15 protein-coding genes are annotated in these 12,904 nt (G+C 68.7%); 11 read left to right on the forward strand and 4 right to left on the reverse strand.

Going from position 1 to position 12,904, the window contains the following annotated elements; all coding sequences use genetic code 11:
• The first annotated feature begins 50 nt into the window (after nt 1-50).
• The 5 genes from lxmK (at nt 51) to ACZ607_RS33875 (ending at nt 4,624) form a co-directional block, all read left to right on the forward strand.
• On the forward strand, nt 51-1,157 hold the full coding sequence (gene lxmK / locus ACZ607_RS33855; protein ID WP_469741493.1) for a class V lanthionine synthetase subunit LxmK: 1,107 nt from the start codon (nt 51-53) through the stop codon (nt 1,155-1,157).
• Nucleotides 1,158-1,161: 4 nt separating this feature from the next.
• Nucleotides 1,162-2,130, forward strand: a complete 969-nt coding sequence (locus ACZ607_RS33860; RefSeq protein WP_469741494.1) for a T3SS effector HopA1 family protein — start codon at nt 1,162-1,164, stop codon at nt 2,128-2,130.
• Between the two features lie 24 nt (nt 2,131-2,154).
• Entirely contained in the window at nt 2,155-3,522 is a 1,368-nt protein-coding gene (locus tag ACZ607_RS33865; protein ID WP_469741496.1) for an NAD(P)/FAD-dependent oxidoreductase, read from the forward strand.
• Between the two features lie 337 nt (nt 3,523-3,859).
• Entirely contained in the window at nt 3,860-4,039 is a 180-nt protein-coding gene (locus ACZ607_RS33870; RefSeq protein ID WP_469741498.1) for a hypothetical protein, read from the forward strand.
• 162 nt (nt 4,040-4,201) lie between these two features.
• Nucleotides 4,202-4,624, forward strand: coding sequence for a hypothetical protein (locus tag ACZ607_RS33875; protein WP_469741500.1), 423 nt, complete (start codon nt 4,202-4,204; stop codon nt 4,622-4,624).
• Nucleotides 4,625-4,783: 159 nt separating this feature from the next.
• Here ACZ607_RS33875 and ACZ607_RS33880 read toward each other — a convergent pair whose 3' ends face one another.
• Entirely contained in the window at nt 4,784-5,635 is an 852-nt protein-coding gene (locus ACZ607_RS33880) for a hypothetical protein (protein ID WP_469741502.1), read from the reverse strand.
• Entirely contained in the window at nt 5,635-7,128 is a 1,494-nt protein-coding gene (locus ACZ607_RS33885) for an AAA family ATPase (protein WP_469741505.1), read from the reverse strand. Before ACZ607_RS33885 ends, ACZ607_RS33880 begins: the two co-directional genes overlap by 1 nt.
• Before the next feature lie 331 nt (nt 7,129-7,459).
• On the opposite strand from ACZ607_RS33885, the gene ACZ607_RS33890 reads away from it, so the two are divergent.
• The 3 genes from ACZ607_RS33890 (at nt 7,460) to ACZ607_RS33900 (ending at nt 8,409) form a co-directional block, all read left to right on the forward strand.
• Complete coding sequence (locus ACZ607_RS33890; protein WP_469741508.1) at nt 7,460-7,624, forward strand: LxmA leader domain family RiPP; 165 nt, start codon at nt 7,460-7,462, stop codon at nt 7,622-7,624.
• 369 nt (nt 7,625-7,993) lie between these two features.
• A complete protein-coding gene (locus ACZ607_RS33895) occupies nt 7,994-8,149 on the forward strand; it encodes an LxmA leader domain family RiPP (protein ID WP_404088068.1) in 156 nt (51 codons plus the stop codon).
• A 104-nt stretch (nt 8,150-8,253) separates the two neighbouring features.
• On the forward strand, nt 8,254-8,409 hold the full coding sequence (locus ACZ607_RS33900; protein WP_469741510.1) for an LxmA leader domain family RiPP: 156 nt from the start codon (nt 8,254-8,256) through the stop codon (nt 8,407-8,409).
• Between the two features lie 76 nt (nt 8,410-8,485).
• On the opposite strand, the gene ACZ607_RS33905 is transcribed toward ACZ607_RS33900, so the two are convergent.
• The gene (locus tag ACZ607_RS33905) at nt 8,486-8,797 is read right to left on the reverse strand and encodes a transcriptional regulator (protein ID WP_469741512.1); all 312 of its coding nucleotides are present in this window, start codon (nt 8,795-8,797) and stop codon (nt 8,486-8,488) included.
• Nucleotides 8,790-9,212 (reverse strand): hypothetical protein, encoded by a 423-nt coding sequence (locus tag ACZ607_RS33910; RefSeq protein ID WP_469741514.1) that lies wholly within the window; start codon nt 9,210-9,212, stop codon nt 8,790-8,792. Before ACZ607_RS33910 ends, ACZ607_RS33905 begins: the two co-directional genes overlap by 8 nt.
• Before the next feature lie 170 nt (nt 9,213-9,382).
• Here ACZ607_RS33910 and ACZ607_RS33915 point away from each other — a divergent pair, with 170 nt between their 5' ends.
• The 3 genes from ACZ607_RS33915 to ACZ607_RS33925 all read left to right on the forward strand — a co-directional run bounded on the left by ACZ607_RS33915 (nt 9,383) and on the right by ACZ607_RS33925 (nt 12,819).
• Complete coding sequence (locus tag ACZ607_RS33915) at nt 9,383-10,297, forward strand: ABC transporter ATP-binding protein (protein ID WP_469741516.1); 915 nt, start codon at nt 9,383-9,385, stop codon at nt 10,295-10,297.
• Nucleotides 10,294-11,469, forward strand: coding sequence for an ABC transporter permease (locus ACZ607_RS33920; RefSeq protein WP_469741518.1), 1,176 nt, complete (start codon nt 10,294-10,296; stop codon nt 11,467-11,469). Before ACZ607_RS33915 ends, ACZ607_RS33920 begins: the two co-directional genes overlap by 4 nt.
• 99 nt (nt 11,470-11,568) lie before the next feature.
• Nucleotides 11,569-12,819: a cation:proton antiporter gene (locus ACZ607_RS33925; protein ID WP_469741520.1), complete on the forward strand. Its 1,251-nt coding sequence runs from the start codon at nt 11,569-11,571 to the stop codon at nt 12,817-12,819.
• Nucleotides 12,820-12,904 lie beyond the last annotated feature (85 nt).

A 12,904-nucleotide genomic window follows, 5' to 3' on the forward strand; every position in this document is an offset into this window, starting at 1 on the left:
CGAAAATTGGGAGTTGCTGGCGGGAGCGGGGTCTCCCTAATGTCCCTGGCATGGAGACAGAAAGCCGTGCCCGATACGGGTCCCACCGGTTCGCGCCGGTCGATCTTGACAGTGTTCCGCAGGTCGATGCGCTGCTCGCGCAAATCGGAGTGGGATCGTTCGACCGGAATTCGGTGACGACATCTCTGGGGCGCAACGACAACTGGAGTGGAGAGACCGACGCAGGCGCCGGTGTATTCGTCAAACGATTCAACGGGCCGGACAGCGGAATACGGATGTCTCGCACCACGGCATTCTGCTCCGCGGCCGCGGACAGGGTGACGACACCTCAGCTGCTCGGGTCCGACGAGGAGAACGGGCTGCTGGTGTTCGCCCGCCTCTCCAACGGCAGGAGCGGGGCGGAACTCGTCGCGGACGACGCCTTCGACGAGGCGCTGTGCGAGAGGGCGGGCAAGGCCGTGGCGGCGGTGCACGGGCTGGATCCCTCGGGCTTCGACACCTCTCCGCACCCGCTGCCGCCCACCGAGAACCTCCAGGCGGTGCCGTTCTCCTTCTACACGGGGGCGACGGCCGCGGAGCTGGCCACCTGGCGGCTGCTGCACGGGGACGCGGAACTCGCCGACGCCGTGCGCCGGCTCCGGCAGGGCGACGACGCCTCCGTCCCGTCCCGGTGCCCCATCCACGGTGACATGCGCCTGGACCAGTTCCTCCTGGCCGAGGGAGAGCTGCACCTGACGGACTTCGAGGAGGCCCGCATCGGCGATCCCGCCCGCGACATCGGCGCGTTCGCGGGTGAGTGGCTGTTCCAGGCCGCCCGGCACATCCCGATCACCCTGGGCGAGTCGACGCCCGTCGGGCACGTCCCGACGCACGAGGAGATCATCGCCACCGGGGTGGGCGAGATCGAGCGGCGCAGCCCGCTGGTCCGCCGCTTCTACGCCGCCTACCTCGAGCACGCCCCGGCCTTCGTCCGCCAGGACGAGGGACTCGCCGTCCGGGCCGCCGCGTACGCCGGCTGGCACATGCTGGACCGCATGCTCGCCTCGGCGAGCTCCTCGACGCGCCTGTCTCCGGTGTCCAAGGCGGCGGCGGGCATCGGGCGCACGGTCCTGCTGAACCCGGCTGAATTCACCTCGTCCCTGGGTCTGGAGGCCTGACACCATGCTGCACGGAAACCTCGGCCTGGCCGATCGGATCGTCGCGCTGACCGAGCAGATCACCGTCGCCTCGGGAGGCCTCAAGGCGGAGACCGCGGGTGAGGTCTACGAAGCGGCCACCCCGCAGGCCCTGACGCGTCGCCTCTCCGCCGTCCTGTACGACACCCTGCACTCCGGCCGTGAGAAGCCGCTGGACACCAGGCCGCGTTCCCTGCGCAACGCCGCCCTGGACGCTGCCCTCGACGAGGCCACCGGCGGCCTGGCCACCACCGCCGTGGGGCGCTTCCACACCGCCGCCGAGGACCACACGGTCGTGGTCCTGGACGGGCTGAGGGTACGTGTCCCCGGGGACCGGGTGATCTCTCGCGACGGTGACCAGGTCACCGTGAGGATGCCGGCCGCGCGGCCCGGCCTGTCCTCGGGCTTCTTCTACGCCAACTCCAGCCGCCCCGCGCCCACGACCAGGGGGCCGCTGCTGCGGGTCTACGGGCACATGGACTCGCCGGACGCCGCCCCCGAGGTGTGGCGCGCCACGGTCGCCTTCCTGGAGAACGCCGGCGTCCCCTGGCAGGCGAAGATCGCCTCCTCGCCCGTGGTGTATCCCCGCCAGGACGCCCTGGTCATCTATCTGCCCCGCTCCTCGTGGCGGGTCGCCCGGGGCTGCGCGGCCATGCTGGAGGAGACCGGACTGCTCACGGAGGGGACCTCGCCCTTCACCCGGGCCATCACCCCGTCCGTCAGCTGCGCCTTCGAACCGGACGACCCTCGCCGTGCCCGACAGGAGTTGAGCTTCGGGCAGCACCGGACCCAGGTGTTCGCCGAAGCCCTCGTCCGTCACGCCACGGCGACCGCCGACGAGGACGAGCCGCTCGCCGACACCATCGCCTCGGCGTTCCTCGACGCGGGAATCGACCCCGCCGAACCCGCCCGCAACCTCTCCTCCCCCGTCACCGACGTCCTCCGGCCGTCCTGACTCCCTCAGAAGGGACTTCATCGCATGTCTGACACCCAGAGCTATGACGTGGTTGTGGTCGGCGGCGGCCCCGCCGGATCGACGATCGGCGGACTCCTCGCCAAGTCCGGCCACCAGGTACTGATCCTCGAGCGGGAGCGGTTCCCCCGCTATCACATCGGTGAGTCGCTGGTCACCGGGATGACGCCGCTGCTGAACGAGCTCGGCCTGGTCGAGGAGCTGGACCGCCGCTTCCAGCACAAGTCCGGCATCTCCCTGCGCTGGGGGTCGGACCCGCAGCCGTGGCGCAGCGACTTCTCCTCCGCCAGCAGCGTCTACAGCCACGCCTGGCACGTCACCCGCAGTGAGTTCGACGAGCTGATGCTCGACAACGCCCGGTCCTTCGGCGCGACGGTCGTGGAGGAAGCGCATGTCACCGAGGTGATCGGCGCCGACACCGGCACCGTGACCGGCGTCGTCTACACCCACGGTGGCAGGCAGCACCAGGTCAACAGCCGCTACGTGGTCGACGCCTCGGGGCAGGCCCGCACCGTCGCCCGCAAGATGACCAGGACCCAGTGGCAGGAGGACCTGCGCAACGTCGCGGTGTGGAGCTACTTCGACACCTACACGCCGATCGAGAACGAGCAGGACATCCTCGTCGAGGCGATCGACGGCGGGGGATGGATGTGGGGCATCCCGCTGTCGAAGGACAAGCTCAGCCTGGGATACGTCCTGCCGGCGGAGAAGCTGACGGAAGCCCTCAAGGAGGGGAAGAGCCAGCGGGACGTCTTCCTCGACGGCCTGGCCGCCAGCAACCTCGCCAAGGCGATGGTGGACCCCGACGACACCCCGGCCGAGATGAGCACCGCGCGCGACTGGTCCCACCTCAGCGACGCCTTCTACGGCCCCGGGTGGGTCTCCGTCGGCGACTCGGCGGCCTTCATCGACCCGCTGTTCTCCTCCGGCATCTGGCTGGGGACGTCCGGCGCGTGGCTGGCGGCGCGCGCCCTCGACTCGGCGCTCAAGAACCCGGACGCGGAGCAGCACGCGCTGGGCCGGTTCGAGGCCGTCTACCGGCAGCTGTTCAAGGACGTCCTCCTCTACGTGCGCTTCTTCATGGACCCCTCCCGGCTCAAGGAGGAGTACATGGAGCGGGCCCGCGAGGTCACCCAGATGTACACGGAGTCCTCCCGGGTGGGCTTCGTCTCCCTGATCTCCGGCATCGGGGCGGTCGCCGACCTGGTCGACTTCGACCCGATGGGTATGGAAGGCCTGCGGGACATCATGATCGAGCGTGCGCAGGCGGCCCAGGCCCAGGCAGACGCCGAACAGGCTCCGGAGGAGCAGGCGGTGGAGAACCAGGCGTCGGAGGAGCAGCTGCGGAGCGCCGACGCCGTGGCGGCGGTCTGAGGCCGGGCGCCTCCCCGGGGGTGATGTCCGTGGACGAGACCGTGGCACACGAACCGATGCCGGACGATCCGCTCTCCGCAGCCGCCGGCTGCTTCCCGCCCGACCGTTCCGACTCGGGCGACAAGGGAAGCCGTCCCGCCGACCGACGCAACGGCCGGCCCGGCACTCCAGCGCTCCCCGCATAGGGCGCTGACACGCACACTCGGTGCGGTTCCCCGGGGGATCGGGGGACCGCACCGAGTGCTGGTCAGACTGGACACGCCTCACCGAGGCGCGCGGAGGGCGGCGCCGGCTGGCAATCGCGGGTCGACACGTCATCAGGCGTCCTTTCCTGGTCTTGGCCCTTGCAGGCCTGGCCTTCCTCATCACCAGGTTCGGCAAGGACTTCCCCGTGCTCTACGGGATGTCCCCCCTGGGCGCCTTTCTGATTCTCGGGAGCATGGGGCGCTACCGCCCGGTTTACCCTGCAGCAGACAGCGCCGAGAAGCCCCTGCCGCCCGACGACGAGGCGGACTGACCGACAGCCGACACCGCAGTCACCGTTGATCTCCGGCAAGCTTCAACCCTCTCGCTCTGCCGGTTGTGGCTCTTCTGGACCTCGCCTGTCCGTGCCAGCCTGGGGCGTCCGGGGACCTGGGGGGCTGGTAGAGGGGGCAGGGTGAGGAACACTGCGGTGCGGGTGAACAGCGACTTCGACGGCCGGTTGAAATGGCGCTCTCGCTATCTGATCCACAAGGCCCGCCGCGGGGGCAGGACCGGGCTCCTGGTGCAGGTGGACCTGCGTGATCCGCCCCGCAGCATGTCACTCAAGTGGTGCCTGGTCTCGGTCACCGAAAGCGGACGGCCGCTCTGCAGCGTCGATCGGACCAGCATCAGAAAGGTCCGATTCATCCCCTTGCCCCCAGGGCCGCACCCACTGCACCTTGAGGTCATGCGGTATCGCAAACGTCGCTGCACACAGGCCCGGCAGAACTTTGTGCTCGGTCAGGGAGACATCCTTCTCGTGACGTGCGCCCCGGTGCAGCCGAACGTCTTCTACCGGCGCAGTGCCGTGGTGGACACCTGGAGTGCGCAGATCCTCCAAGCGGACCCGAACGCCTGATCAGCTGAGGCTCGCCCAGAGACCAGCCCGAGTTCCGCTTCTGCCACCACGTGTTCCGGCGGCCAGCGGCCCTTGCGGGCCGACAGGGCATCCCAGGCCTGTCGGCCGCGGCGAATCGGCGGATCGCACAACTCGAAGTTCAGCACCGGCTGCCTTCGGTCAGCCGACTGCCATCCCGCCGTTCAGGTACCAGTCGCACGCTGCGAGGCCGTGGAGCAGCGCGGTCTCGAAACTGTTGGGGTGTGCCTCCTCGGCGCTCAGGGCCTCCTCCGATATCGATGCCCGGAGCTCCTCGGGTCCCGAGGACACCAGCAGCCGGCTGTCCCGCCGCCGGCGGTTCGACAGCCTGCTCGAAGTCGCCTTCGCATACCGCTCTGCCAGCTTGTGGCTCGCGAAGTGGTGATGCAGACGCCGGCTCTTTGTCCCGGGCCAGGAATCAGGGGCACGGACGAAGTAGGTGGCGGTGACGCCGCCGTTGGCCCGGTGGACGTAGGCGAAGAGCCACCGCTCTTCTCCGAGATCGTCGAAGTAGGGGTGGAACGCCTCCTCGGCTGCTTCGGTGGCCAGTTTGTTGCTCTTGCCCTGGTTGCAGGGGCCGCAGGCGGGCACCAGGTTGAGCGGCGTCAGCGCGCACAGGGGGAGGCCGGCCTTCGGGGCGTGGTGGTCGAGCTGAGCGACGGCCTGGTATCCGCACAGCGGACACAAATCGTGCACAGCGGAGGCCATGAGAGCGTCGTAGAGCCTTCGGCCGGGCGCCCGGTCCACCAGGGCAGTTTCGTAGGTGGCGTGAAAGCGCTTCTTGTCGGCGTCGTTCTTCTGCGTATCAGCTTCCGAGACGAGCAGAGCAAGGAGCGTCCCGGCTTCTCCTGCCGTCCGGTAGCGCTCCTCGAATTCGACGAGTTCCGGAAGACGGGCTCGGAGATCCGCACCCCAGTCCTGGGTTTCCAGCCATTTGGTGCAGGCGTCCAGCACCTCTCGGACGGTGAATTCGGGCTTGGGTGGCCACAGCATCAGCGTGCTCCTCGCGCCCGTTCGAAGGTCATCGCGCGCAGGAGGGCGCGGGCTTCGCTGCCCAGGCCCGTGAATCTTCCGGCGATTTCCTCGTACGTGCCGCCCCTGGCCACTTCCCGGGCGATCGCCGCGTGGAATCCGGTCGCGTCGACCTCCAGACCGAACGCCTCGTAGGTCAGCTCTCCGACGCTCTCACCGTACGTCTCCGTCGTAGGGCGATGGGCCGTGAGTTCATCACCGTGGCGCGACAGCGTCCACACGCAGGACGCCGGCACTTCCTGCAGGACGACCGGGGAGTGGGTCGCGATCACGGCCATGCCGTTGCGATCGCTGAGCAGGTCGGACAGCGTCCGGGTCAGGGCCGCGAGCAACGGAGGGTGCAGATGCGTCTCGGGTTCGTCGATCAGCACCAGGGTGCGCTCACCGACCACCTCGATCAGGCGGGTCACCATCAGCAGCACCACAGCGTGCCCGGAGCTCAGGCTGTCGAAGACCTTGCCCATCCGCTCTTCGAACTTACGGTCGCTGGCTTCGCGGATCATGGCGTCGATCACCGGCATGTGCTCGTCGAGAAAGCCACTCGCGTTGTAATTGAGCGTGTCGATGGCCTTACGCCAGCGCATTCCTCTCGACCCGATCCGGACGGTGGAAAAACTGTCCACGAATTCCTTGCGCCATTCGGACTCGCTTTTCAGTCGCACCCCGTCGGCGTGCCGCAGGCCGATGAAGTGGAACGACATACCGGCAGGCGCCGGAGCGTACGGCCTGTCGAAAGGACTGAAGGAGACGACAACACATCCGGTGAAGTTGTTGTCCTCATGGACGGACGGGCTGCGAACGGCGATCCGCCCCTGTGTCGCCGCTTCGGCCAGGCGGTGCAGCAGCGTGGACTTTCCGACGCCGTTACGGCCGATCAACGCATGCAGATTCGTGGGTGGCTTGCTGCCCGGTTCCGCCTGGAACTCGAATCGGTGCGCAGGCAGCAGACCTTCCTGTTCAGGCGTGTAATTCCAGCTGAAGGGCACTACACGGGCCCGCAGTCCTGTGGCGATGCGGTTCGCTGCCTGGAGCTGCTGCTCAGATCGGCCGCGGAGCAGGGATTTCTTGTAGACCTCAAGGGTCCGGGCAGTTCTGTGGGCAGCCGAGTCGAAGACGACGTCGTTCAGGGCGCGGAGAACCTCGTAGCCGGTGCCCTCACCGGGGAACTGCCGCAGCTTCTCGTAGTAGTCGTCCTCGTGAGCCAGACTGAAGAACCCGTGGTCCAGGGCGGTGAACACACGTGGAAGCAGGTCCGCCGTCCGCCGCACCCCGTCGGACCGCATCGAGACATGCGCGATCCGCAGGTACCCGATCCGGATGACGCGCGCGTCCGCCAAGCGGATGCTGAGTTCGAACGTGGTGATGAACCCGCCGTCGTTCCAACCGTCGATCACCAGATAGGCGCCGGGTCGTTCCGGCATCGGCTCGGTGTACTCGAGCACGGTGAACTGCATCGTGGCCCCCCTCCAAGGCTCTGTGCCGTAAGGATGCCTCAGCCGCTGCCAGGTCCTGTCGGTGCGGCCCGCCCCGGGGCAGGACGTCGGCAGCGGACGGTCTCAGCAGATACCGAGGCCGGCACGTCGGTGGTCGCCTGCCGGTATGCCCCCCTCCAACCAACGGCCCTCGTTGCCGATCCAGATGATCACCGCAGGTCAGCGCTGTTTCTGCCTAAACAGGAGGGCACTTGAGGCGTCGACAGCGTGCGGCGCACCTGCGAAATTTCTCTCGTCGGACAGGGAGGCGGAAGTCGCCGGCTCCCAAGTCTTCAATCGAGAGGTCACTGTCATGAACGAGAAGCTCATCGCCGGTTACGCCGCCTACACCGACGCCGACGAGTTCGGTGCGAGCACCCTGGGCGACACCCTGGCCTCCGTCGAGTCCGTCAGCTGGGTCGTCACCGCGGCCTCGGCCGGCGCGAGCGTGGCGGCCACCTTCGACATCGGCTGCTGAACCCAGTTTGAACCAGGCCTCTCCGGCCTCTCGAGCGACGGTCCGGCAGTCGGGGTCCTTCCCCCGTCCCGGCTGCTCGCCGGCGCTACCCACACGGTGCGGTCCCCCAGATGTTCCCGGGGGACCGCACCGTGGCGTTTCCGCTGTCTTCTTCGGCTCCCACCGCAGCCGGCCCGCAGCCTGTCGGCACCGTCCAACTTATGGGGCTCGTTGTCGATCTCGGTGATTACCGCAGGTCAGAGCCGTTCATGCCTAAACTACGCGATAGTTGGAGCTTCGACAGCGTGCGGTGCGCCTGCGAAATTTCTCTCGTCGGACAGGGAGGCGGAAGTCGCCGGCTCCCAAGTCTTCAATCGAGAGGTCACTGTCATGAACGAGAAGCTCATCGCCGGTTACGCCGCCTACACCGACGCCGCCGAGCTGTCGGCCGATGCCCTGGACAACGCCCCGGCCACGATCGAGATCGTCACGGCGACCGTCGCGTCGTTCGTCGCCTCCGCGGAGACCTACGACATCAAGTGCTGAGTGCGGCGGCCGTACGGCCGCGCACCTGCTGAAGGTTCTGGAAGGGGTCGGCGGCCTCGCCGAGGCCGCTGCCCCTCCATACGGGTCAGAGAGGATGCAGTCCCATGAACGAGAAGCTCATCGCCGGGTACGCCGCGTACACCGACGCCGAGGAACTCTCGGGCGACGCGCTGAACAGTGCGCCGGCCACGATCGAGATCGTCACGGCGACCGTGGCGTCGTTCGTCGCCTCGGCCAAGACCTACGACATCTCCTGCTGAACTGCGCAACTGCGTACGCACGGGGCACACCACCTCTCCCAGGGGGTTCGGGTGCCCCGATCGTGCGTTTGCGGGGTCATGCGTGGCGTGCGGCGGTGGCGGCGATCTCCTGGAGGGCCGTCAGATGGTCGGCCAGGGCCGTTCTGCCCTGCTCGGTGAGGGAGAGCCAGGTGCGCGGGACCTTGCCCACATGGCCCTTGCGGACCGCGAGGTAGCCGAGTTCCTCAAGAGCGGCCACGTTCTTGGAGAGGTTCGACGCGGAGAGGCCGCAGTACTCCTGCACCGCCCGGAACTCCGCCTCGTCGCAGCCCGAGAGGAAGGCGGACATGCGGAGCCGGTTGGCAGTCCGGAAGGCGTCGTCCATGGCGTGCTCGGCGTGCTCATCCATCGCGGCGGACCTGTTTGCGCAGCGAGACCCAGGTATAGATGGCCAGGCCGACGCCCACACCGGCGTAGATCCAGCGGGTGCCCGGCCCGGAGGCCAGGGCCGAGACCACGATGGCGAGCGCGCACACGCCGACTGTCCGCCACTTCTCCCGCGCCGGCCCGCGCAGCCCGGTGACGCCCTGCCGGGCGCGGACCCGCAGCACCAGCCAACCGGCGGCCAGCGCGCAAAGCACACCCGCTGCGACAGTGACCAGCTTGAGCCAGCCGCTCGCGGGCCCCAGCCCGGCGAGCACCACTGCACCACCCACAAGAACGGCACAGACCGGAGGCGCCCAACCGGGCAACCGTGGCTGCACGGAGGCGTCGTAGGACTGGCGGGCCTGGTCGAGCTCACGTCGAGCTTGTTCTGCATCCATGTTTGCCATGTTGGCATGTACTTTCCTGATTTTCAAGTAGTAGCTTCCTGGAAAGAAGACGCACGGTCCCGCTCCGCTCCGCCCGACCGCAACACCGGTTCGGCCCCGCGGAGGACCCGCGCCACAGCCCTCACCGCCGCACACGGCGGGGCCCAGGAAAGTGAGACCAGGTGAAACAACTGGAGATCAACGCGCTCTCCAAGCGCTACGGCGAACGAGTCGCCCTCGACTCCCTCTCCTTCACCGTGCCGCCCGGCGAGATCTTCGGCTTCGTCGGCAGCAACGGAGCAGGGAAGACCACCACCATGCGGATCGCCGTCGGGGTCCTTCAGGCCGACTCGGGCGAGGTGCGCTACGGCGGCGAAGCCCTGAACGTCCAGGACAGGGCCCGCTTCGGCTACATGCCGGAGGAGCGTGGCCTGTATCCCAAGATGACGGTCGCCAAGCATCTGATCTATCTGGGCCGGCTCCACGGAATGAGCTCGGCGGCCGCCCGTGAGGCGATGCTGCGGTGGACCGACCGCCTGCATCTGGCCGAGCGCCGCGATTCGACGATCGACTCGCTCAGCCTGGGCAACCGCCAGCGCGTCCAGCTGGCCATCGCCCTCGTCCACGACCCCGACGTCCTCATCCTCGACGAGCCGTTCTCCGGTCTGGACCCCATCGCCGTCCAGGACATGGCCCAGGTGATCAAGGAGAAGGCGGCCGACGGCGTCCCCGTCCTCTTCTCCAGCCACCAACTGGACCTGGTGGAGCGACTGTGCGACCGGGTGGGCGTCATCCGCCAGGGCCGGCTCGCCGCATGCGGCACTCTCGACGAGCTCCACTCGGCCGGCACCGCCCGCCTGCACATCCAGGTGCAGGGCGCTCCGGACGACTGGCCCGCCCGCTGTGCCGCTGTCGCCTCCTTCGTCCCGCACGACGACGGCGTGCTCATCGAACTCGCCCCCGGCCACAACGAGAACGCCGTACTGGCGGAAGCCGTGCGGCACGGCCTGGTACGCCGCCTGACCTGGCACCGGCCCACCCTCACCGACATGTTCCGCGACCTGCTCGACGAGCCCACGGAAGGCACTGTCCGATGACCACGCGTACGGAGAACGACCGGATCAAGGCACTGCGGGACATCGGCCTCGTCTACCGGCGCGAGGTGAGCGCCCGGCTGACCTCCAAGGGCTACTTCGCCGGCATGCTGATCATGGTGGTGCTCGTAGGGGGCATCGTGCTCGGGATGTCGTACCTGGGAGCGCCCAAGACGCTTCACGTCGCCGCGTGCGGCGCGACCGCCATGAAGCCCTCCGAGGCACCCGACAACATCGAGATCCGCTCGTGCTCCGGCATGAAGGCGGCACGGTCGGCCGTCGCCGACGAGGACCTCGACGCGGCCATGGTCGTCGAAGGCGGGAATGCGTCGGTCCTCGTACGGGGCGACAGCGACCAGCGGGCCCAGGACACCGCCGCCACGATGGCCCGCACCTGGGCCCTGGACAAGGCCTACGCGGAACAGGGTGTCGACGCGGCACGCCTGGCCCGGAGCCTGTCGGGCAGTCAGCCGCGGGTCGAGACCATCGGGGACAGCGTGCAGGGCAAGCAGATCGGGGCAGCGGTCAGCCTGGTGATCGTCCTCTTCATGCAGATCATCGGCCAGGGATCGCTGATCGCCCAGGGAGTGGTGGAGGAGAAGTCGACCCGCATCGTCGAGGTGCTGCTGTCCACCCTGACACCGCTGCGCTTGATGATCGGGAAGGTCGCCGGCATCGGCACCGCGGCAGTGCTCCAGATCCTTGTCCTGGTGGGATCCCTCATCGGAGCGCGCGCCCTCGGTGGCGGGCAGAGCAGCATAGTCCCCGGCGGCTCGGCGGTGGTGTCTCTCCTGGTCTGGTTCCTGCTGTCGTTCGCCTTGTTCGCCGGCCTCTTCGCCGCCGCCGGTTCCCTCGTCTCACGGCCCGAGGACCTTCAGTCGGTCATGATGCCGGTCATGGTGCTCGCGCTCCTGCCGGTCGGTGTGGCGGCTGCCGCGGTCAACGACATCGACGCCCCGTGGGTGCACGTCGTCCAGTACCTGCCGCCCTTCTCCGGAGTTCTGATCCCTCTGCAGGCCGGAGTCGGCAACATCTCGGTCCCGCAGCAGCTGCTGGCCGCGGCGGTGATGCTGATCGCCGTGGGCGGCTGCATGTGGATGGCATCCCGGATCTACCGCGCATCGATCCTGAAGATCGGCGCGACCGTGCGCTGGCGCCAAGCGCTCGCCGCGTGACCTCGCAGCCCCATAGATTCCCTCAGCCGGGCGCCTGCGGCCTCACGGCGTCCCTGTCCGCGCCTTCCTCTCGAGAGAGATTCGTCCACCGTGTCCGTCGTGCACCTGATAGCAGTCCTGGTCTCCGTCCTCGCCGCCGCGCACGCCGGACGGGTGGTGGCCCGCAGGCTGCGACAGCCCGAAGTGATCGGTGAGATCACCGTCGGCCTCCTCGCGGGTCCGGCCGTACTCGCGTTGTGCGGCCGGACCACCTTCGACGTGGTGCTGCCCCAGGCCGTGCTGGGGGATCTGAAGCTCCTGGGCGAGGCCGGCCTGATCCTCTTCCTCGTCGGCCTCGCCCACCACCTGCAGACCACGGCTCAGCCGGGCAGGCGTGCGGTGGCGTGGGTGACGGCGGGTGCCCTGCTCGTACCCCTGTTGTGCGGCACGGTCTTCGCCGTCTGGATCCTCATGTACGAGGACTCGGCCATCCGCGGCCATGCTCCGGTCTCGGCGTTCGTCCTCATGGTGGCCATCACCCTGAGCATCAGCGCGGTACCGGTGATGGCCCGGATGATCACGGAACGCCGCATGCACCGGTCGTCCACGGGTGCGCTGACGCTCACCTCGGCAGTCGTGATCGACACTCTCGGCTGGCTGCTGCTGACCTTGGCCCTGTGCTTGTCCTCGGGAAGCCTCGGCGGCTTCGTACACTCGCTCCTGGCGCTCGCGTTCGCCGTCGTCTGCGGTCTGGTCATCAGGGCCGCGATGCTGACCTCGGCGGCGCGCCGGCTCTGCGAACGGGCGCCGCGCGTCGCGGCCGTGGCGCTGGGAGCTGCCGCCATCGGTGTCGCCCTGTCCGTCGAGCACCTCGGGATGACGGCGATCGTGGGTGCGGCGGTGGTCGGCATGGCGGTTCCGAAGGGCCCGAGGAGCCCGTGGACGCCGGTCGTCGCCACCGTCGCCCGTGCCGGGCAGGCCCTCGTACCCGTCTTCTTCGTGGTCACCGGTGTCACCGTGTTCGGTGAGCACCAGGGCTCTGCGGGGTGGCAGCTGTTCGCCGTCGCCATCGCTCTCGGCATGGGGGGCAAACTGGCCGGCGGCTACCTCGGAGCGCGCCTCGGCGGGCAGACGGCCCGCTCCTCGCGTCAGATCGCCGTACTGATGAACACGCGGGGGCTGACCGAACTCATCGTTCTCCAGGCGGGGCTCGCGTCCGGTGTACTCACCCCTCCGCTGACCCTGGTGCTCGTGGTGATGGCCCTGGTGACGACCGCGATGACCGAGCCCCTCCTGCGGCTCCTGGACCGCAGGCCCGTCGCCGCTGGACCGGTGTCGCTGGCCCTGCCCTCCCGGTCCGTCGTGCGGTAGGGCAGGCACCTGGAAATCTCCGGGGCGGTGGCGGAGGCCGGGGCCGCCCCGGGATGTGGGTGCCGACTCCCCGGTGTGCCGCGCT

The organism is Streptomyces sp. NPDC104381, from assembly GCF_055583745.1.